We start from the raw sequence: 21,619 nt of genomic DNA, 5'->3' as shown, positions 1-21,619 counted from the left end.
GTAGTTTGTTGAATAAAATTCAGTTAATTCAGCGATTAATGGGAAATTATTGTTTGACTAAGCTATTGAAATGCTACTTTTAATAAATATTATCAATTAATAATGATTCTTGCTAATATTTACAAATACAGTGTATTTCATTGAAACTTCGCATGAAATTTTTCCTAGCGAACTTACATGAAGCGTTCAATTTTATTTATTTCATCAGTTGGGGTTATGACAAGCCATGTATATGCCGTCGAGGCAGAGCAACAGGCTGTAACCAACCTTCCAACAATTTCAGTAAAAGCTGAAAAGGAACAAAGCTTAAAACAAGAAGTGGGACAAGCATCAACTGCAACTAAAGGACTTATGCAATTAAAAGATGTTCCTCAAATCGTAAATGTGGTGCCTAAACAAGTTTTAAGAGAACAAACTGTAACCTCGATGCAAGGCGCCTTGCAAAACGTTGCTGGTCTGAGCTTTAGTGTGGGTGATGGGCAACGTGATCAGGTCATGATTCGTGGTTTCTCTGCAATCACAGATAACTATGTAGATGGTATTCGTGACGATGCATTGTATTTTCGCGACATGTCGAATGTTGAGCGTATTGAAGTATTAAAAGGGCCTGCTTCTGTATTATATGGACGTGGTTCTGCGGGTGGATTAGTCAATAAAATTAATAAAAAACCAATGGACGAATCTTTGCATGAAGTCAGTCTTATTGGTGGTACAACAGGGCAACGCCGTGCAGAAGTCGATGTGAATGAAAAAGTAGCAGAGAATGTTAAGGTTCGTTTAACTGGCGCAGTTGAAGATTCAGATGGTTATCGTGATCAGGCTTTTTTAAAACGCCAAGCGGTTGCTCCATCTTTACAATGGGATATTTCAGACAAGACGAAGCTTTTAATTCAGGCTGATTATTTGCATGATGACCGTTTAGCAGATCAAGGTTTTCCGACAGATCCAATTACAGGTAAACCAGTTAAAACAAACCCTAAAACTTTTTATGGTGCGTTAAACGGTAAAGAGGTGGGTGATGTTGATACTGAAATTTCAAGCCAAACCATAAGCTTAGATCATGAGTTTAACAATAATCTAAAATATCATGGCGCAGTTCGTCACTATAACTATTCATTAGACCGCCAATATAGTGTTGATTCACATCCCGCTGATAAGTCACAAATTACTTTGACTCAAAATAAGCGTTTACGTAATGAAGATGGCGTCTATGTTCAGCAAGAATTAAGTAGTTTATTTAATACTGGTTTCTTAAAGCACAATACCTTAATTGGTGCGGAATATAGTAAGCAGCACAAAGATGAAATACTTTGGCAAGGTGCTAAAACCACAACTGATTTGTATAACCCTAAATTAGAATACTGGGCTCCGATTAATACAGGCTCAACAACTGCACGTAATAATAATAGTAATACCTTTGAAAACTACGGTATCTATTTACAAGACTTAATGACAGTTACAGATCAGCTGAAAGTTTTAGTTGGTCTGCGCTATGATAATTTGTCACAAGATCGCAATGATAAAGTGAAATCTCAAATATTAAATAGAACTGATAACACCTATTCTCCAAGAATCGGGGTGGTTTATCAGCCAGTAAGCAATATTTCACTCTATACTTCTTATAATCGGTCTTTCCAGCCTTTGGCTGATTCATTTGTTTTATATAAAAACAGTGATGATTTGAGCCCAACAAAAACCGAAAATATTGAGGTCGGTGCGAAGTGGGATGTGAATGATCAATTGAATGTGACGTTGGCTTTATTTGAAATGAGCCAAACAAATATTCAAAATCAAGACCCTACAGATTCAACACTAGCAGTATTGGCAGGTGAGCAAAAAACCAAGGGTGTTGAGCTTTCATTAACAGGTCAATTAACTGATCAATTATCGGTATTGGCAGGCTATTCGTATATGGATGGTAAGATTGAAAAATCTACTATTGGACTGACAGGCAATCGTTCTGCGCTTACGCCAAATAACACCGCTAACTTATGGGTAAAATATCAAATGAATGATCATTGGTATGCGGCTGTAGGTGGTCGTGGTGAATCATCACGTTTTAGTGCGCCAGATAACAAGAATGTTTTATCAGGTTATGCTGTCGTAAATGCAGCGCTAGGTTATCAAAGTGAACTTTACGATGTGAACTTCAACTTAAATAACTTGTTTGATCGCGATTACTTTGTTTCCGGACATAGCGGAGCCAATGATTCAAACATGATGGGCGACCCACTGAATGCTCAAATTGCACTTCGTTATCGTTTTTAAGTAAAAGTTTTTCTAAAAGCTCATCAACTTGATGGGCTTTTTTATTTATTGGTTAATATATAAATAGAATTAAAAGCTTTTGTTCTGGTAGGATAAAACGTTCATGGCTATGTGCTTGATATCAAAGCCGTGCCAATGAAAACTAATACTCAACAAAAACATAGTATTTTACTTGGCTTTTGTTCGCCAATCTCAAGCTGACTCAGGCTATAATGAGACTTATTCACTTATCCGATATGTTAGGAGATCACATGACTGTAGATGTCACTGAAACCATTTCTCAAACTGTTCACCCTGCGTTTCAGTTGCTACGTCAGCACCATGTAGAAGCATTAGATATTTTAGTGTCTGAATATAAGCATAAAGTCACAGGTGCGGTGCATTATCACTTGGCAACTGACTATGATGAAAATGTATTTCTTGTTGCTTTTAGAACACAACCTATGGACTCTAAAGGCACGGCACATATTTTAGAACATACCGCTTTATGTGGATCTGAAAAGTTTCCGGTACGTGATCCGTTCTTTTTAATGATTCGCCGTTCTTTAAATACGTTCATGAACGCTTTTACAGCAGCAGATTGGACTGCGTATCCATTTGCTACTCAAAACAAAAAAGATTTCCAAAACTTACTCTCTGTTTATCTTGATGCGGCATTTGCTGCTAATTTGAATCCGCTTGATTTTGCTCAAGAAGGTATTCGTATTGAACTAGAAAATGGGCAACCTGTTTATAAAGGTGTTGTTTTCAATGAAATGAAAGGTGCCATGAGTGCACCGTCTGACCAACTTTATCATCAGTTGGCTCATCATTTATTTCCTGAAACGACCTATCATTACAACTCAGGCGGTGACCCGAAAGATATTCCTGATTTAACCTATGAGCAGTTAGTCGATTTTTATAAAGTACATTACCATCCAAGTAATGCTGTATTCATGACCTTTGGTAATCAAACAGCATATGAACTACAAGAGCAATTTGAAAAACTAGCTCTACATAAGTTTTCTGCTGGAACAACTCTATATTCTAAGCCCGAAAAACGTTTAGCAGCGCCAATTGAAGTAACAGAAAACTATGGTGTTGATAGTGATGAGTTAAAAGATAAAACTTATCATGTTCTATCTTGGTTATTACCAGAAGCAAATGATGTGAAATTGCGTTTGGGAATGCGTTTGGTTGAAGGGATTTTGTTAGAAAATTCAGCTTCGCCACTGCGTCATTACTTAGAAACTTGCGGTTATGCTCAATCAACAGGTCCATTAATGGGCGTAGACGACAGTAATTTTGAAATGACTTTCTACTGCGGTGTTCAAGGTTCAAACCCAGAACATGCACAAAGCTTTAGAGAGGGTGTTTTAAATATTCTGCGTGATGTTGCTGCAAAACCAATTGACAGTAATTTAGTCGATGCAATCTTGCATCAGATTGAGTTGCATCAGCGTGAAATTAATGGTGACGGTACACCTTATGGCTTAAGTTTAATTTTAAATGGCTTAAGTGGTGCGATTCACCATAATGACCCAATTCAAATTTGGGATGTTGATAGTGCAATTGCACAAGTTAAAGAAGAGTTGAAAGACCCAATGTGGTTATCAAATCTGATTCAAACGCATTTGCTAGACAACCCACATCGCGTACAGATGACTCTAGTTCCAGACCCAACAAAATCTGTAAAAGAGCAAGAGGCTGAAAAAGCACGTTTAGCTGCTATTGGTGAAAAACTAACAGATGCTGATAAGGCTGAAATTATTGCTAATACCAAGGCTTTAGAGGAACGTCAGGATACTCCAGATAACCTTGAACTATTGCCAAAAGTAGGCTTGGAAGATGTACCTGCTGACTTGCATATTGTGCAGGGTCAATTGCGCGAGATTCTTTGCAATCGCATGGATACGCCGTTGAATTTGTATCATGCTGGTACGAATGGCATTTACTATCAGCAAGTCCTCATTCAAATTCCTGAAGATATTGTAATGTCACCTTATTTCAATTTGCTTTCTATCTTGATGGGCGAAGTGGGCGCAGGTGAATATGATTATCTTGAGCTGCAAAACTTACAAACAGCTGTAAGTGGTGGTTTAGGAATGGGCGCTTCTTTACGTAGCAAAGTCGACGATAAAGATAAAATTAGTGCTTGGTTAACGTTAACGACTAAATCGTTGACTCAAAAAAATGATGCAATTCATTTATTAAAGTTAGCATTTGAACAGCTTCGTTTTGATGAGAAAGAACGCATTATTGAGTTATTGCAACAGCGTAAAACACGTTGGCAATCTCGTTTGTCTGGAGCAGGTCATAGTTATGCAATGCAAATTGCATCACGTAATATGAGTGCCTTGGCTCAACGTGATTATCAAAACACTGGTTTAGGTGCATTAAACTGGTTGGGTGAGCTTGTTGCTAAAATTACCCAAGATGATGCAGCTTATGATGACCTGATTGCAGAATTAAAACGTATTCATCGTAAATTATTGCAAGCGCCTAAACAGTTCTTGCTTGTATGTGAAGAACATCAGTCTGAGCGTTTGGTTGAAGAAATCCAAAATGTTTGGGATAAACTAAACGTTGATGCAACTGCAACAGCGTTAACTCACGTAGAACAGGCAAATGACAATAATCATGAAGCATGGTTAATTCAGGCAAATGTTCAGTTCTGTGCTTCTGCTTATCAGGCAGTCGATGTATCGCATCCAGATGCGGCTCCCTTAATGGTATTGGCAGCTTATTTGCGTAATGGGTTCTTACACAGTGCCATTCGTGAGAAAGGCGGTGCGTATGGTGGCGGAGCAAGTTATGATGGGAATGCATGTTCATTCCGTTTTTATAGTTACCGTGACCCACGTTTAGCAGAAACTTTTAAAGACTTTGAAGCAAGTGTGCAATGGTTATTAAATGCGGAACAACAGCCTCATCAGCTTGAAGAAGCGATTCTTGGACTTGTTGCAAGTATGGATAAACCAGGTTCACCAGCAGGTGAGGCGATTACAGCATGTTATGCATTGTTGCATGCAAGAACACCAACTTTCCGCCGTACCTTACGTGAACGCTTGCTGCATGTAACATTAGAGGATTTACAACGTGTTGCTCGTCAATATTTGGTTGAGCAAACTCCTGTAAAAGCTGTAGTTGCGCCATTTGCAAAACGCGATGAATTGCAGCAATTAGGTTTTACTATTCAACAAGTTAATTAAAATAAAAATTGGAGATGAACATGGCGTTCAGACAATTTGAACGCACATCTTTACAGCTAAGCATTGGAATCGTGCTTAGCTGTTTGTGTGCGTCTGTGACATATGCTGACACCTTGGCACCTGTAACCCCTGCGACAGTAGATGCATGTGTTGCTCTTGCTTCGAATGCCGATCGTCTGGCTTGTTATGACTCTGTATTTAAACCAGCAGCTTTACCTGTTATTCAAGCTGCGGCTGTACCAGAGCCTGTTAAAAAAATTGATGCACCTGCTGTTCCACCTGAAACCTTTAAAGAGAAGGTGGTAGATACAGTGAGTAATATCAAAATAATTGGTAAAGCACCAAAACTTGAACCTACTACTTCTTTACTAGATCAACGTTGGGAGTTGTCTGAAAAAAGTAAACTAGGGGTTTGGAATATTCGTGCTTATCAACCGGTCTATTTGTTACCTGTATTCTGGACCAGTGATAAAAATGAGTTGCCACATAGCCCGAACCCAAACAATACGGTGACAGAAGATCAAAATCTGAAATCAACAGAAAGTAAATTTCAGATTTCTTTAAAGACCAAAGCTTGGGAAAATATTTTTGGCAACAATGGTGATTTGTGGTTAGGTTATACCCAATCTTCACGTTGGCAGACATTTAATGCTGAAGAGTCTCGTCCTTTCCGTGAAACGAATTATGAGCCTGAAGCAAGTTTAATGTTTAGAACCAACTATGAATTGCTTGGTCTAGATGGTCGTTTGCTTGGAGTCACTTTAAATCACCAATCAAATGGTCGTTCAGATCCATTATCTCGTAGCTGGAATCGAGTAATCTTTAATGTGGGATTAGAGCGCGGTAACTTTGCTTTAATGCTTCGTCCATGGGTGCGCATTGAGGAAGACAGCAAAGACGATAATAACCCTGATATGGAAAATTACATCGGTCGTGGTGATTTAACAGCATTTTATAAGTGGAAGGAAAATGACTTCTCTTTAATGCTGCGTCATTCATTGAAAGGCGGTGATGATTCTCATGGCGCAGTTCAATTTGATTGGGCTTTTCCAATCAGTGGCAAACTGCGTGGACACTTCCAGTTGTTTAATGGTTACGGTGAAAGCTTAATTGACTATAATCACCGAGCAACCTACGCGGGCTTGGGTGTTTCACTCATGAACTGGTACTAAGTTTTTACTTGTAAAAAAGCCGCTTTAAAAGCGGCTTTTTTATTATCCAATTTGAATGTTAGCTTGGGGATGTTTGAGCCGACTTTTTTTCGGTGTAGCAATTAAATAAGCCAGTGTTAATGGACCGAGTCGGCCAGCAAACATGAGTAAGCTTAAAATGAATAAACTACCATTATGCAGCTCTGGCGTGATTCCACGAGAAAGCCCCACTGTACAAGCTGCGGAAACAACCTCAAAAAGCAAGTTCATAAAGTCTGCTTTAGGCTCTAAAAGCAAAATAATAAAGAATCCCATGAAAATGAGTATGCTTGTAATTGCAGTTACAGCTAAAGCTTTATAAGTCGTTTCGTGTGCGACTGAATGATTAAATATTCGGATTTCATCTGTGCGACGTAAAAATGAAATCACGCTGAGTACTAAAATGACGAAGGTTCCAACTTTAATTCCACCAGCTGTACTAAGTGAACCACCACCAATAAACATAAGCAACATCATGAGTAACGAGCTGCTGTTGGTCATTGCGCCTGTATCAATGGTATTAAATCCTGATGAGCGCGGAACAGTGGCTTGAAACCAAGCATTTAATGCTTGATCACCTACACTGAGCATTCCTAGGGTATGAGGATTTTGAGCTTCTAAAGCCCAAATTAAAATAAAGGCAATCAGGTTAATCACTGTAATCGTTGTAAGAATCAGCTTGCTATTCGGAGTGAGTTTTTTCCATTTTTTATTTTGCTTAATGTCCATGAGAACTAAAAAGCCAAGGCCACCTAAGGTGTAAAGTATGCTAACAGTTATACAAATCATATAATTGCTTTGAAAACTGATTAAGCTGTTAGAAAATAATGAAAAACCAGCATTGTTGAATGACGAAATGCTGTAAAAAACTGCATAGTACAATCCACGTGCAAAGCCATAAGTCGGTGTAAAAGCAGTAGTGAGAATAATTGTACCAATAAGCTCAAAAATAAGAGTGTAAGTGACAACTCCTTTAGCAACAAACGTCACCTTTGATAGGCTCGTTTGACCTAGACTATCTTGTGCCATCATTTGTTGTTTAAGGCCAACTTTGGGTGACAAACTTAATGCAGCCAATATGGCAAAAGTCATAAAACCCAAACCACCCGATTGAATTAACAATAGAATAATGGTTTGTCCGAACAGGGTAAAAGACTCATGAATATTTAAAACAGATAAACCAGTAATTGTGACCGCTGAGGTGGCTGTAAAGAGTGCATCCATCCAGCTCACATGACCTGTATTGGCAAATGGCAGTTTTAATAATAAAGTGCCAAAAATAATAAAGCCCAAAAAACCCAGTGCCAAGAGTGAAGGCGGGCTTAAATTTAATGTTTTATTGGGCTTGGGATATATAGACATATTCTAGATTTCGCCTCTTATGTGAAGCAATGAGAAAGTTTCTTTAATTGCGGTAAATGACCTTCTAAAATAAGAATATCATGCGTCTGCAAGGTGAAATTTTCTTCAGTCTCAAACAAAATTTGCTGCTGTCTTTTTACGAGCAATGTTTTTACCTGTGGTGCTTGCTGCATAATGCCATATAAGTTAATGCCATTAAGCTTTTCAGGAATTTCAATTTTTATAATGTAGTGATCGTCTTCTAAAGACATATAGCGACTAACCATTGGATAGTTCAGTGCTTGGGCAACTCGTACCCCCATATCTTCTTCAGGATGAATAATTTTATTAATATTGAGGTGAGACAAAATGGTGTGATGTGCTTTGGTTTTTGCCTTTACCCAAATCTTATCTATACCTAAATTTTTTAAATTGAGTACACACAAGATACTTGCTTCAATATCCTCACCAATTGCGACCACAACTGCATCACAGTTTTGAATATTAAGTTCATCAAGTACGTGTTCGTCAGTCGCATCGGCAATGACGGCATGAGTTAAAACGTCGGCAAGATTTTCAACATTCTTTTTTACCGTATCAATGCCAATAACATCATGATTTAATTTTGTGAGCTCTTGAGCAACAGTTGCTCCAAAACTTCCTAAGCCAATGACTGCAAACTGTGCCATATTGATCCTTGTTTCCTGATTAGACGTTTATTTTTAAGGATATTTTCTTTGAGATAAAGAGAGGCAATGTAAATATGAGGGGAATATTAAAAGAATTATATGAATAAGCCGACAAATTTGTCGGCTTATTCATCAAAATTGAAGATTATTTCAAGAAACGTTTGTAGCCAACATTATTCGTAATTTCAGCATACGGATAACTAATCTGCTCAAGAGTTTCAATTAGACCATCAGGGTTCTGTTTCGCATCGGTTGCTTGTAAACCTACTAAAACACGTCCTTCTGCTGCGCCATGGTTACGGTAATGGAACAACGTAATATTATGGGTTGGGCCTAAACGAGTTAAGAAGGTTAAAAGGGCACCTGGACGTTCCGGGAACTCAACACGGAACAATCTTTCATCATCTATATTTGCGTGACCACCAATTAAATAACGAATATGTAGTTTGGCAACCTCATCATCAGAGAGGTCATCTACTACATAATTTTGTTGCTTTAATTGCTCTAAAATTTCATGACGCTCTGCATCACCACCTTTTAAGCTAATACCGACGAATACTTGTGCTTCATCTGTATTGTTTGCTCGGTAGTTAAACTCGGTAATATTACGACCTTGTAAAGCACGGCAGAAGCCTAAGAATGCGCCTTTTTCTTCAGATAAGGTTACCGCATAGATCGCTTCGCGTTGCTCACCTAACTCAGTACGTTCAGCAATATAACGTAGGCGGTCAAAGTTCATATTGGCACCGCATACAATCGATACCATATTTTTATTGCTGATTTTATGTTCGGTAATATATTTCTTGATACCAGCAAGGGCCATTGCACCAGATGGTTCAACAATACTGCGGTTTTCGTCAAATGTATCTTTAATGGCAGCACAGATTTCATCAGTATTTACCGTCACAATATCTGGATCAACAATTGGGCCTGAGTTATCAGATTTGCGCAGACGAATAATATCAAATGGTAAAGCGCCAATTTGTGCAACAGCTGTACCATCTGCGAACAAGCCTACATGTGGCAAGATTACTCGCTCATTGGCTTCTAATGCTGCTTTTAAACATGCAGACTCTTCATATTCAACGCCAATAATTTTCACATGGGGTGCAACTTCACCAAGGTAAGCTGCTACACCTGAAATTAGGCCACCACCACCTACAGCAACAAACACATATTCTACATCACGCCATTGACGTAAGATTTCATTTGCAATTGTGCCTTGGCCAGCAATAACAAGTTCATCGTCGTAGGGTGGAATGAATACAAGGCCTTCAACTTCTGCACGTTGCTGTGCATATTTATTTGCTACATCAAAACTATCACCATGTAACACAACTTGACCACCCAAGCGTTTAACTGCTTGAACTTTAATGTCAGGAGTTGTACTTGGCATAACAATAATTGCTGGAATTCCTAAGCGTTGACCTGATAATGCTACACCTTGAGCATGGTTGCCAGCAGAGGCACAAATTACCCCACGTTCGAGTTGTTCTTTAGGTAACTGGCTAATACGGTTATAGGCACCACGTAATTTAAAAGAAAAAACAGGCTGTAAATCTTCGCGCTTAAAACGAATTGTATTATTTAATTTTTGACTAATTCGTGGAGCTGCTTCGAGAGGCGTTTCAATTGCAACATCATAAACCGTTGCTTGTAAAATTTGTCGTACCACACGAGACAGCATGTTCATCTTCCCTATAACAGTTTAAAATAGGAAATTATTGTAGCAAACCCTTGTGCATTTGCGCCGATTATTGGTGCATAAATGTCAAAAAATAGTTGAGTGATGTCATGAGTCTATATGCAACCCAAGATGAAAAGAAACAAGCTGCTGCGAAAGCTGCTTTAAAACACTTGCCCAAAGGCGGCATTTTGGGGGTTGGGACTGGAAGTACCGTAAATTTTCTAATTGATTTATTGCCTGAATTACAATTAGAAGCAGCTGTGGCAAGTTCACAAGCAACTGCTGATCGCCTAAAAAAATTAGGCATTGAAGTTGTAGATATGAACCATGTAGGTGGTTTAGATGCCTATGTTGATGGTGCAGATGAAATTGACCGTCATATGCATATGATTAAAGGTGGCGGTGCTGCATTAACACGTGAAAAAATTGTAGCTTCAATTGCTAAGAAATTTGTTTGTATTGTTGACGATTCAAAATGGGTTGATCAACTTGGACGTGATTTTCCACTTCCAGTAGAAGTTATTCCAATGGCTCGTTCTGCTGTAGCTCGTAAGTTGGTAAGTTTAGGCGGTGACCCAGTTTATCGTGAAGGTGTAGTAACAGATAACGGTAATGTGATTTTAGATGTATTTAATCTTAATATTTTAAATGCACTTGATTTAGAAAAAACCATTAACAATATTCCAGGTGTTGTGACTAATGGTATTTTCGCTTTAAACCCAGCAACGATTGCAATTGTTGCAACAAATAATGGTATTGAAGAGCGTACTGCACAGTAATGGCTGTGGAAATGCCAGAAATTAAAATCGTTCGACACGTAAGAGCAAGAAAATTGCGCTTACGTGTTGAGCCTGCTTCAATCCGTCTCACGGTTCCTTTGTTTTGTAGTAAGAAACAAATTCAGCATTTTTTGGCTCAGTCTGAACAATGGTTGAACGAGACGTGGAATAAGCAACAAAATGTTCAATCGGCATCGATTGATATTCCTTCCGAGATTTATTTTTTTAATAAAGAGCAACCATTTCAGGTCATTCTTCAAAAGCAGCATCGAGTTTTTCAATTCGATTGGGAAAGCGATTGTTTATTTCTTAAAGACACGCAGCCATATTTGGCATTACAAAGTGCAGTGATTGCGTTTGCAAAACAAGAGTTACCCGAGCTTTTAAAAGAGCTAAGTGAATACACTCATTTGGCTTATCGGGAGTGCACAATTCGCCGTCCGAAAACTCGTTGGGGAAGTTGTAGTAGTCAGCATAATATTATGCTACATGCAGGATTAGTATTGATGCCACACGAGATTGCTCGTTATGTGGCTATTCATGAATTAGCTCATACTAAACATTTTGACCATAGCCCAGCTTTTTGGGCAGAAGTTGAAAAATACGATCCATATTTTCAAAAACACCGCAGACAACTTAAATCAAATCCGTTGCCTGCGTGGTGGTATGTCTCAAACTAATTAAAACTACATTCTAGTTGTGGTGTTTGTAAGTTATCTGGTGCTTTTCGGCTGTCTAAACCTGCTTTAGCACTCACGATTTTATTTGCTTTAATTGATAATTGTATAAAGTTGTATTGCTGCGTTGAGTTATTTGGTTCAGCGGAACTTGAGTTGAGTAAATAACTTGAGCTTGCAGCATCTGTTTGCAATAAATTATCCGTACTATCCGCACTTAACGCAGAGCGATAAGTTTGTGATCCTTTAATAAGGTTGATTTGACCATTCGCACGGAAATTAAGCTGGCAACCTGTTGCGGTGTCTTCGTAATGACCCACTAGATAGTCTGTAGCAGGTAGTTTTGGGTCGGAAAGATTAATGCTGGTCAAACCTTGTTTGCATGGATATGCAGAACCATTACAGGTCGCTGTAATACCGCTAAAACCTACAGCGCGACGATAATCACCAGCACCATCTATACGGAAAAAGTCAGTCGTATTTCCGACAGGTACGACCCCTGAATATTGTTTCTTTTGCAGAAGGTCATAACCATTCTGATCTAAAAGCTGTTGTGAATTAGCCTTGGCTAATTCTAAAGTAGATGCCCTTAAATTGGATGCAAAATTATCGCGTGTAGCTTTTTGATTAGCTGCGATATCTAACAGTGTATTTTTAACTGGATCAATATTATCTGGAGCAGATGCGAAAATAGGGGTAAATATTGTTTGATCACCTTGAAGTTTTTTCCCATCTAAAAAACCATCTTTTAAATCAGTTGCCAAACTTTTAATGAGCTCTTGGTATGTGGTTGTTCCACCATGAAAAGTTGACCAATATTGTAAGTAGCCCAAGCTAAGATAAGTATCCACGTATGTACTAGGTTTTATAGAGGAGTACTGCATGAGGGAGTTGGCTGGACTTAAACTTGGAATGTCGGCATCTTTGAACGCATTAAGAAGAGATCTATAAACATCTTGTGAAGCTAAATCTACATGCAATTGCTCAATACGGGTTGGGTCAATCGTTTCTTGAGGGAGTTGTCCTGAGCGTATCACAGCCCGTTGGTAAACCGCTTCACTGCTTGGGCTGATGAATAGGGTTCTGCCACTTATACTATTTGGTGTAATAAATGCATGATAAACACCAGAAAAATTTTGGTATGTTGAAGTAATTGGATCAAATACTTGAGATGAATTTTGGGTCGTAATTTCTATGCGATATAAACGACTTAATTTAGCAGTAGGAATCTTGACATTAAAACTGTTTAAACTCGCAATTGAAGTATCTACTAAAACAGAATTGGTGGTGTTGTCATATACTTTGAATTGGATATTACGAATTTCTACAGGGGATTTAACAGTAACATCCGTTGTTGCCTCAGGAGTAGGATCAACAGGTGCTGGAGTGCTTGGTGAACTACCGCTACTACTGCCTCCACCTCCGCAACCAACAAGAGCAGCACTTAAAATTAATGTGCTTAAACCAAGGTAAGTGCGTAATTTTGTTTCTTTTGATTGATGAAGCATCCTAGCTCTCCAAAATTAAATCTGATATTTATTTGCTGATATTTGTTTAGTTCTGACAGTTGAATAAGTGCTATCTAATTGTCGCTAAAATTAAAAAAATTAAAATTACCAAGCATGAAATGGTTTTGTAAGCTTGGACATCCTGTCATACTACTGCACAAGTATAGATTCAAAAATTGAGGTAATGCACGTGATTTCTGTCGGAATTGTTGGTGGAACGGGTTATACAGGCGTTGAACTATTACGTATTTTATTACGACATCCTAAAGCGCAGGTTCGAGTTCTTACTTCACGTACAGAAGCGGGCAAACCAGTTGCAGATATGTTCCCTAATTTACGTGGGCATACTGATCTTCAGTTTTCTGATTTAAATATCGATGATTTAAAAAAGTGTGATGTTGTATTTTTTGCTACACCTCATGGTGTTGCGATGCAGCATGCAAAAGAATTGATTGCAGCTGGCACTAAAGTGATTGATTTGGCAGCTGATTTTCGTTTGCAAAATCTTGAGCAGTTTGAAAAATGGTATGGCATGGAACATGCGTGCCCAGACGTTTTAGAAAACTCAGTATATGGTTTGGCTGAATTAAACCGCGAAAAAATTAAACAGGCGCAAGTTATTGGTAACCCTGGTTGCTACCCGACTACCGTTCAATTAGGTTTGGCGCCACTTTTGAAATCAGCGCAAGCATTGATTGAAACAAAAAATATTATTATTGATGCGAAGTCAGGTGTTTCAGGAGCTGGACGTAAAGCAAGCTTAGGCATGATCTATAGTGAAAATGCTGATAACTTCAAGGCCTATGGGGTTGCGGGTCACCGTCATCATCCGGAAATTGTTGAAGCATTGGAAAATATTTCTGGGCGAAAGGGTGGCTTTGAAGGGCTCTTATTTGTTCCTCATTTAGTTCCAATGATTCGCGGTATGCTCAGCACAATTTATGTCGATTTGACAGAAACTGGAAAACAAACTGATATTCAGGCATTGTATGAGCAATTTTACGCAAATGAAAAATTTGTTGATGTGATGCCTGCTAACAGTTCGCCTGAAACACGTAGTGTGCGCGGTGCGAATGAGCTTCGTATTGCTTTATATAAGCCGCAGCCGAATAAACTTATTATTCTTGCGGTACAAGATAACCTTGTGAAGGGTGCATCTGGTCAAGCTGTACAAAATATGAACCTTATGTTCGGCTTTGATGAAGATGAAGGCTTACAAGGGATTGGTTTATTACCATAAAAAACTCTTTTTTGCTTCACACACATTTAAATTTCGATTTAAATGTGTGTCTTGACTCTGATCTTAAACACTGAGATGACGATGCAAAACTCTGGACAGACGACTTCAGCAGAAAGTTCGTTGCAAAAGAAAAATTTTTTAAATACTAATAAACCTTTGTTTATTGGTGCGGCTATTTTAATGAGTGGTTGTCTTGCGCTCGGCTATACAATTGGACACCGTCAAGGTTTAACTGTTGTAGGTTACGATGCAGATGCAGAGCAATTGGTTGAAGTGGTGCAAAAGCAGAAAACAGCTTTAGATGCGGTTAATAAAAGCCTGAACGCTGCGGTACAAGAGCGTGATGTTGCTGTAACAAATGCAAATGATCTGTTTGAAGCTCTTAATCAGGCCAACGCTGATAAAACCCAGCAAGAAGGTATGAGTAATATCTACCGAGATATCTTGAGGCAGCGTGGTGGTTTAAGCTTGACCATTCAGAATTTGGCAATCAAACCTCTGCCTGAAAATGCTTATGAATATCAGTTGGATCTAGTACAGGTAAGCCCAAGTAAGCGCCGTGCTTCAGGATCAATTGAGATAAGACTCATTAAAGATACAGAAGTTTTAGTTGTACCACTTGAAGCTAAAAGCTTTAACTTTAGTGACTTCGAGCGCTTAACAGGTCGTTGGACGATGCCTAAAGGTTTTACACCTCAATTTATTGAGGTACGTTTAACAGGCGGCTCTGATACACCAGTTATTAAACGTTTTAGTTGGCAGCGCGGTAAACCTGTCGAAACATCTTCTGCTTTCGTGGCAGAAATTCCTCAAGCTGAAGCAAATTCACAATAGTAACATCCTATGCGAACAAATAAGCGTCAAACAAACTTAAAAGATATTAAGGCTTCTTTTCAGCAGTCTGGTTATGTCGATTGGCACTTCCATCCACGCTTAAGTGATTCGCAAAACGAAGATCATGATGGAGAGGTTGTTGTACAAACAGCACCTCCTGAACTCAAGCGTCCACCATTGTATGCAGTCGTATTAATGAATGACGATTACACGCCAATGGACTTTGTAATTGAAATTTTACAACAATACTTTGCAATGAATCTTGACCAAGCAACTCAAGTAATGCTAACAGTACACTATGAAGGTAAAGGTATTGCTGGGGTATATCCAAGAGACATCGCGGAGACCAAAGCAAACCTTGTTAATAATTACGCTCGATCGCAAGGTCATCCATTACTTTGCCAGATTGAGCCTAAAGCATAAGGGGGTTACATGCTCAGTCGTCAATTAGAAGTATCATTACGTTTGGCTGTTAGCATGGCTCGTCAAAAGAGACATGAGTTTCTTACAGTTGAACATTTATTATTAGCACTACTCGACAACGATTCAGCCGTGAATGCTTTAAAAGCATGTGGGGCTGATATAGTTTCTTTACGTAAAGAATTAGAAGAATATGTAGAACAACATACTCCTAAGCTTGGCGAAAATAGCGAGCAAGCGCCTCATCCAACAGAAAGTTTTGACCGCATTTTGCAACGTGCTATTTTCCACGTGCAATCAAGTGGCGGTGATCGTACGGTTGAAGGCGCAGATGTTTTGGTCGCAATGTATTCAGAGCGTGATTCTTTTGCTGTGTATTTGCTTAAACGTCATCAAATCAATCGATTGACATTAACTCAATACTTGTCTCATGGGACACGTAAAGATGAAGTGCAAGTTGAAGAAGAAGTTGAAGATATTGAGGGTGAAACTAGCGCGGGCAATGCAGGACCATTAGAACTTTATACGCTGAACTTAAATGTTGAAGCGCAAAAAGGCAAAACTGATCCACTTATTGGCCGTGAAAAAGAAATTGAGCGTACAGCACAAATTCTGTGCCGCCGTCGCAAAAATAACCCATTACTTGTTGGTGATCCGGGCGTTGGTAAAACCTCGATTGCTGAAGGTTTAGCATGGTTAATTGTGAATGGTAAGGCGCCTAAACCTTTAAGTCAGGCTGAAGTCTATAGCTTAGATATTGGAGCATTAGTTGCTGGGACCAAATATCGCGGTGACTTTGAAAAACGTTTAAAGCAATTGCTTAATGCTTTGAAGAAAAATCCAAATGCGATTTTATTCATTGATGAAATTCATATGATCATTGGCGCAGGCTCAAGTATGGGCAGCACAATGGATGCTTCGAATTTGATCAAACCGGCTTTGGCTAATGGTACTTTACGTTGTATCGGTTCAACGACGTTCCAAGAATATCGTCAGGTTTTTGAAAAAGACCATGCGTTATCACGTCGTTTCCAGAAAATTGACGTCAATGAGCCAAGTATTGCTGAAACAATTGATATTTTGCGTGGCTTGAAATCTAAATTTGAAGATTTCCACCACGTACAATATGACGATAAGGCATTGGTATCAGCTGTAGAGCTTTCTGCTAAATTCATTAATGATCGTTTCTTGCCAGATAAGGCAATTGATGTGATTGACGAAGCTGGTGCTCAGCGTCGTTTGAAAGCTGAAAGCGATGATAGTTTGATTACGGTAGAGAATATCGAAGACATCGTTTCTAAGATTGCTCGTATTCCGCCAAAAACTGTCTCTAAAGATGATAAGTCAGTACTTGAAAATCTTGAGCGTGATTTAAAACGCGTTGTGTTTGGTCAAGACGAAGCGATTACCGCGTTAGGCTCAGCGATCAAGTTATCTCGTGCTGGGTTGAAATCACCAGATAAGCCAGTAGGTAGTTTTGTTTTTGCTGGACCAACAGGTGTCGGTAAAACCGAAGTGACTAAGCAACTTGCGAAGCTGTTAGGTGTTGAGCTTGTGCGTTTCGATATGTCTGAATATATGGAACGTCATGCAGTTTCACGTTTGATTGGTGCACCTCCGGGTTATGTGGGTTATGACCAAGGTGGGCTATTAACTGATGCTATTCATAAGAATCCACACTGTGTTTTATTGCTAGATGAAATTGAGAAAGCACATCCAGATGTGTTTAATCTGTTGCTACAAATCATGGATCATGGTGCTTTAACGGATAACAACGGACGTAAGTCTGACTTTAGAAACGTTATTATTGTCCTGACTACGAATATTGGAGCAGAAAGTATTTCTCGTGCGAGTATTGGTTTTACTGAACAAGATCATAGTTCTGATAACCAAGAAGCAATGAAACGTGCTTTCTCACCAGAGTTCCGTAACCGTCTAGATAGTGTTATTCAATTCAAGTCATTACCAACAACTGTGATTGAGTCTGTGGTTGATAAATTCTTAACAGAATTACAAGCACAACTAGATGACAAACAAGTTGTACTTGATGTGGATCAAAGTGCTCGTGATTGGTTGGCAACAAATGGTTATGACCGCTTGATGGGTGCACGTCCAATGCAACGCCTCATTCAAGAACACTTGAAGAAACCACTAGCTGAAATGATTCTGTTTGGCGAACTTGCAGATCATGGTGGTAATGTGGCTGTATCAGTGAAAAATGAAGATGGCAAAGCTGTAGGCTTAAAACTTGAAGTTTTTGAAGATCATCATACGGCAGAACCAGCGTAACTTATGTTGATTGATAGTCTTGCTATAACCCGAATACTGAGTGTATTCGGGTTATTTATTATCACAGCAATTGCTGAAATTCTTGGTTGTTATTTCCCTTATCTGATTTTAAGAGAAGGCAAGTCTGCTTGGCTGTGGCTACCTACAGCTTTAAGTCTGGCTGTCTTTGTATGGCTGCTGACTTTACATCCAGCGGCTTCTGGGCGCATTTATGCTGCATATGGCGGTATTTATATTTTTACTGCTCTCATGTGGTTGCGTTTTGTGGATCAGGTCGGATTAACAAGATGGGATATATTGGGTGGTCTAATCGTGCTTTGTGGAGCTGGCTTAATTATTTTACAACCTCAAGGGCTGATTCGTTAATACAATGAGTGAATCAAATCTTAAGCGTGAAAATAAGAAGTTTTTTCTAAAAAAGACTTGTCAAAGCTCTCAACAATGCGTATTTTAGATTTAAGGAACATTTTTAATATTTGAGATAAAGATGTTAAATCTATCTGTGAACACTAACGCTTACTATTACTTTTGGCAATTTAGATAGTTGCCTGAGCGTATTCGGGCATGAGAAAGTTGCCCATCACAGTTAATACCTGATCGGCAACCCCGATCAGGTTTTTTTATGCTTTATCTTTTTGAATCGAGGAACTTAAAATGAACAACATGACTTATTCGTATTTTAGCAACTTTTATTGGTTTTACTTTTGCTTACCTTTACCAACGAATAGATCCAAAACGCTCAAATAAATGATCGGACTGAATAGATTGCAGTCCCAAGGAAAAACCAATGAATGCCCTAAATACTTTATTGACACAAAGCAATACAAAAGAAACACCAGTTAGTTTACCTGTCCAGTTAAAGGCAAAATATCTGCTTGCACACTCTTTCGTGCGTCAAATTGCCGAACATCGCCAAACTATTCAAAATATTCTTAACGGCAACGATCCTCGGTTAATGGTAATTACAGGGCCTTGTTCAATTCATGATCCGGTTGCAGTACTTGAATACGCTGAAAGATTGCAAAAATTACAAGAAAAAGTAAAAGATCAGATTTTTATCGTGATGCGTGCATACATTGAAAAACCTCGTACAACTGTGGGTTGGAAAGGTTTCATGTACGATCCAAATTTAGATGGTTCATCAAATTTACAACTTGGTTTAGAAAAGTCTCGCGAACTTTACCTGCAAATTATTGAAAAGGGTTTGCCCATTGCGAGTGAAATTTTAAGCCCAATGGCAACTGGTTATTTTGATGATTTATTGGCTTGGGGCGCAATTGGTGCTCGTACCAGCGAGTCTCAGATTCACCGTGAAATCTCAAGCCACATGCCATACAGCATTGGTTTCAAGAATGGTACAGATGGTTCAATTCAGATTGCATTAGATGCAATTCAGTCAGCACAAAATGAGCATCAATTTTTAGGAATGAATCAACAAGGTTTGCCTTCAGTGATTCAGAGCGCTGGTAATCCATTACCACATTTGATTTTGCGCGGAGCAAATCATGGGCCAAATTACGATTTAGCTTCCATTCAGGCAATACGAGAAAAACATAAACAAAATCTTCCTGCATTAGTTATTGACTGTAGTCATGGTAACAGCAGTAAAGATCCGTTGCGTCAGCCAGAAGTTTTACAGCAAATCGTTGCTGAACGTTTAAAAACCCAAGTAAAGGGTGTCATGATTGAAAGTCATTTGGTTGATGGTAGCCAAAAGATTTCTTGTGATATGACTTATGGGCAGTCAGTAACTGATGGTTGTTTAGGTTGGGAAAAAACTGAGCAACTTTTGTTAAGTGTTTCTGAGCAATTAAAAGTGAAAGAGTTAGCTCATTCTGCTTAATCATTTGTCGACTTAAAAAGGGATCTACGAATAGATCCCTTTATTTTTTAAGAAGCATGTTTTAGTTCTGATAAGAATGTAGTGATTTCATGACCAAATTTTTTCGGCTCGGTTAATAAGGGGGTATGGCCTGAGCGTTCAAAATATATTGCTTTTGCGTGTTCAACACTATGAGCAATAAGAGTCTGTCCAGTTTCTGGATAAAGCGTCGAGTTGCGACCAATAAAGAAGGTTGTTGGGCACTGTAATTGTTGAATGGCTTCACGATAATCTTCATTGTGATAAAGATAATTTTCAACATACCAAAATAAATAATCTAGACGCTGAATTGGTAATAAGTATTTTTGTAAAAAAGGCTGTTTGAGTGCTGTTTTAAAAACTAAAGGGCTAAATGGATTGCTACTTTGTAACTCAATAAAATCTACCCAAAGACGAACCAGTTCTTGTCGATCTGGAAGCGATAATTCATAAAGATATTTAGCATTTTTGTGCTTTGATAATAATTGATAGATATCATTTAATAATTGTTTGAACTGGGGATGTAGAGGACCAAATAGACCATATTCCCATGTTGAATCCACAGATATTTTTGGTGTTTGATCGATATGTAAATAGGCTTTTAATTGCTGCGCCAGATGAGCATGCTTCATGCCATGCATGGCCGTTGTAGCACCCATTGAATAACCCATCAAGATAAAGTTATCGAGTTTTAATTGTTCTATTAAATGGGCGACATCTTGCCAGTGGCTAGAAATTGCATCTTGTTCAGGGATTGCACAGTTCTTTGACCCGCCAAAACCCCGCCAATCTGGAATGATAAACTCATAATCTTTACGGTTTGCATAAATAAAAGGAAGCCATTGCCAGCTTTGCATGCCAAGACCAGATAAAACCAAAACGGGTTCACCACGACCAACACGACGAACAAATAAATTTTCCCGATCGGGCATGGTGTAATATGGCATGATTATTCTCCGGCTACGCTATTTTGGGCAAAGCGTTTTAATTGAGGGATGACTTGTTCCAACCATTTGATCCATTCACTTTCCATCGTAATCCCAAGTTCTAAGATCATTTTGTGAATGTATAACACACGGTTATCTAGATCATCGTTATCTTTAAAATCCTTATCATAAATACTTTGATAAAGTTTTAGTTTCTCTTGATGTAAACCAAGATGCCTTAACAGCTCAGGTAATATCTGATTATTGCTCAATTGTGCTTCAGCACGCAATCTAACCATTAAATCATCACGAAGCTGCGCGGGTTCACTTTGTTGTGTCATCCATGAAGCTAGTTCAATACGCCCCAATTGTTCAACTTGATAGGTTTTTTTTCGACTATTTTCCATTTCATTTTCTAACGTTGAAACCCAACCTTTTTTTAGCATGTGGTTGAGTTCACGATAAATTTGCTGATGGGTAGCATTCCAGAAAAAACCAATTGAACGATCAAACCGGCGGGCAAGTTCGAACCCTGTACTTGGTCGTTCAAGTAAACTGGTTAATAAAACATGAGGAAGTGACATAGCAATCCGGTTTGTAAGCAAAAGTAAAGTGTGACTGATGAGATTATGCAACATGTTGCATAAAAGTCAAAATTTGATTATAAATTAATGCAACAAGTTGCATTAGCAAGCTTATTGCTAGCCAAAGGAGAAAAT

At 38.7% G+C, this 21,619-nt stretch carries 17 protein-coding genes; 11 read left to right on the top strand and 6 right to left on the bottom strand.

Annotated features, from left to right (window positions below):
- The first annotated feature begins 177 nt into the window (after positions 1 to 177).
- From AC1PJP_RS00865 to AC1PJP_RS00855, 3 genes are all read left to right on the top strand, one after another.
- A complete protein-coding gene (locus AC1PJP_RS00865) occupies positions 178 to 2,268 on the top strand; it encodes a TonB-dependent receptor (RefSeq protein ID WP_479766375.1) in 2,091 nt (696 codons plus the stop codon).
- Between the two features lie 251 nt (positions 2,269 to 2,519).
- Positions 2,520 to 5,459: an insulinase family protein gene (locus tag AC1PJP_RS00860; protein WP_479766374.1), complete on the top strand. Its 2,940-nt coding sequence runs from the start codon at positions 2,520 to 2,522 to the stop codon at positions 5,457 to 5,459.
- Between the two features lie 20 nt (positions 5,460 to 5,479).
- Positions 5,480 to 6,631 carry a phospholipase A gene (locus tag AC1PJP_RS00855; RefSeq protein ID WP_151743663.1) on the top strand — a complete coding sequence of 384 codons (1,152 nt, stop codon included), beginning with the start codon at positions 5,480 to 5,482 and terminating at the stop codon, positions 6,629 to 6,631.
- Positions 6,632 to 6,673: 42 nt separating this feature from the next.
- Here AC1PJP_RS00855 and AC1PJP_RS00850 read toward each other — a convergent pair whose 3' ends face one another.
- The 3 genes from AC1PJP_RS00850 to ilvA form a co-directional block, all read right to left on the bottom strand.
- Positions 6,674 to 8,011: a TrkH family potassium uptake protein gene (locus AC1PJP_RS00850; protein ID WP_005306138.1), complete on the bottom strand. Its 1,338-nt coding sequence runs from the start codon at positions 8,009 to 8,011 to the stop codon at positions 6,674 to 6,676.
- A 17-nt stretch (positions 8,012 to 8,028) separates the two neighbouring features.
- Positions 8,029 to 8,679 carry a potassium channel family protein gene (locus tag AC1PJP_RS00845; protein WP_174743130.1) on the bottom strand — a complete coding sequence of 217 codons (651 nt, stop codon included), beginning with the start codon at positions 8,677 to 8,679 and terminating at the stop codon, positions 8,029 to 8,031.
- A 145-nt stretch (positions 8,680 to 8,824) separates the two neighbouring features.
- A complete protein-coding gene (gene ilvA, locus AC1PJP_RS00840) occupies positions 8,825 to 10,372 on the bottom strand; it encodes a threonine ammonia-lyase, biosynthetic (protein WP_171056849.1) in 1,548 nt (515 codons plus the stop codon).
- Between the two features lie 101 nt (positions 10,373 to 10,473).
- Between ilvA and rpiA the strand changes: the two genes are divergently transcribed.
- Together rpiA and AC1PJP_RS00830 are read left to right on the top strand one after the other, a co-directional pair.
- A complete protein-coding gene (rpiA, locus tag AC1PJP_RS00835; RefSeq protein ID WP_049836852.1) occupies positions 10,474 to 11,145 on the top strand; it encodes a ribose-5-phosphate isomerase RpiA in 672 nt (223 codons plus the stop codon).
- Positions 11,145 to 11,825 (top strand): YgjP family zinc-dependent metalloprotease, encoded by a 681-nt coding sequence (locus AC1PJP_RS00830; protein ID WP_479766372.1) that lies wholly within the window; start codon positions 11,145 to 11,147, stop codon positions 11,823 to 11,825. The genes rpiA and AC1PJP_RS00830 overlap by 1 nt, the downstream gene beginning before the upstream one ends.
- Here AC1PJP_RS00830 and AC1PJP_RS00825 read toward each other — a convergent pair.
- The gene (locus AC1PJP_RS00825; RefSeq protein WP_479766371.1) at positions 11,822 to 13,330 is read right to left on the bottom strand and encodes a hypothetical protein; all 1,509 of its coding nucleotides are present in this window, start codon (positions 13,328 to 13,330) and stop codon (positions 11,822 to 11,824) included. The two genes, AC1PJP_RS00830 and AC1PJP_RS00825, sit on opposite strands and share 4 nt — an antisense overlap.
- Positions 13,331 to 13,514: 184 nt before the next feature.
- Between AC1PJP_RS00825 and argC the strand changes: the two genes are divergently transcribed.
- From argC to AC1PJP_RS00795, 6 genes are all read left to right on the top strand, one after another.
- Positions 13,515 to 14,570: an N-acetyl-gamma-glutamyl-phosphate reductase gene (gene argC, locus AC1PJP_RS00820; RefSeq protein ID WP_479766370.1), complete on the top strand. Its 1,056-nt coding sequence runs from the start codon at positions 13,515 to 13,517 to the stop codon at positions 14,568 to 14,570.
- Positions 14,571 to 14,645: 75 nt separating this feature from the next.
- Entirely contained in the window at positions 14,646 to 15,404 is a 759-nt protein-coding gene (locus AC1PJP_RS00815) for a DUF6776 family protein (RefSeq protein WP_128825192.1), read from the top strand.
- Positions 15,405 to 15,413: 9 nt separating this feature from the next.
- The gene (clpS, locus tag AC1PJP_RS00810) at positions 15,414 to 15,827 is read left to right on the top strand and encodes an ATP-dependent Clp protease adapter ClpS (protein ID WP_002121129.1); all 414 of its coding nucleotides are present in this window, start codon (positions 15,414 to 15,416) and stop codon (positions 15,825 to 15,827) included.
- A 9-nt stretch (positions 15,828 to 15,836) separates the two neighbouring features.
- Positions 15,837 to 18,113, top strand: a complete 2,277-nt coding sequence (clpA, locus tag AC1PJP_RS00805) for an ATP-dependent Clp protease ATP-binding subunit ClpA (protein ID WP_005306114.1) — start codon at positions 15,837 to 15,839, stop codon at positions 18,111 to 18,113.
- Between the two features lie 3 nt (positions 18,114 to 18,116).
- On the top strand, positions 18,117 to 18,479 hold the full coding sequence (locus tag AC1PJP_RS00800) for a YnfA family protein (RefSeq protein ID WP_005306112.1): 363 nt from the start codon (positions 18,117 to 18,119) through the stop codon (positions 18,477 to 18,479).
- Between the two features lie 421 nt (positions 18,480 to 18,900).
- On the top strand, positions 18,901 to 19,956 hold the full coding sequence (locus AC1PJP_RS00795) for a 3-deoxy-7-phosphoheptulonate synthase (protein ID WP_192453942.1): 1,056 nt from the start codon (positions 18,901 to 18,903) through the stop codon (positions 19,954 to 19,956).
- Positions 19,957 to 20,003: 47 nt separating this feature from the next.
- Here AC1PJP_RS00795 and AC1PJP_RS00790 read toward each other — a convergent pair whose 3' ends face one another.
- Both AC1PJP_RS00790 and AC1PJP_RS00785 read right to left on the bottom strand, forming a co-directional pair.
- Positions 20,004 to 20,921 carry an alpha/beta fold hydrolase gene (locus tag AC1PJP_RS00790; RefSeq protein WP_005306106.1) on the bottom strand — a complete coding sequence of 306 codons (918 nt, stop codon included), beginning with the start codon at positions 20,919 to 20,921 and terminating at the stop codon, positions 20,004 to 20,006.
- A gap of 2 nt (positions 20,922 to 20,923) precedes the next feature.
- On the bottom strand, positions 20,924 to 21,484 hold the full coding sequence (locus AC1PJP_RS00785; RefSeq protein ID WP_192835690.1) for a PadR family transcriptional regulator: 561 nt from the start codon (positions 21,482 to 21,484) through the stop codon (positions 20,924 to 20,926).
- Between the last annotated feature and the right edge of the window lie 135 nt (positions 21,485 to 21,619).

It is taken from the genome of Acinetobacter sp. V116_7 (genome assembly GCF_056735735.1).
The sequence above is the reverse complement of the archived record's forward strand: the minus strand, read 5'-3'. Positions and strand labels throughout refer to the sequence as shown.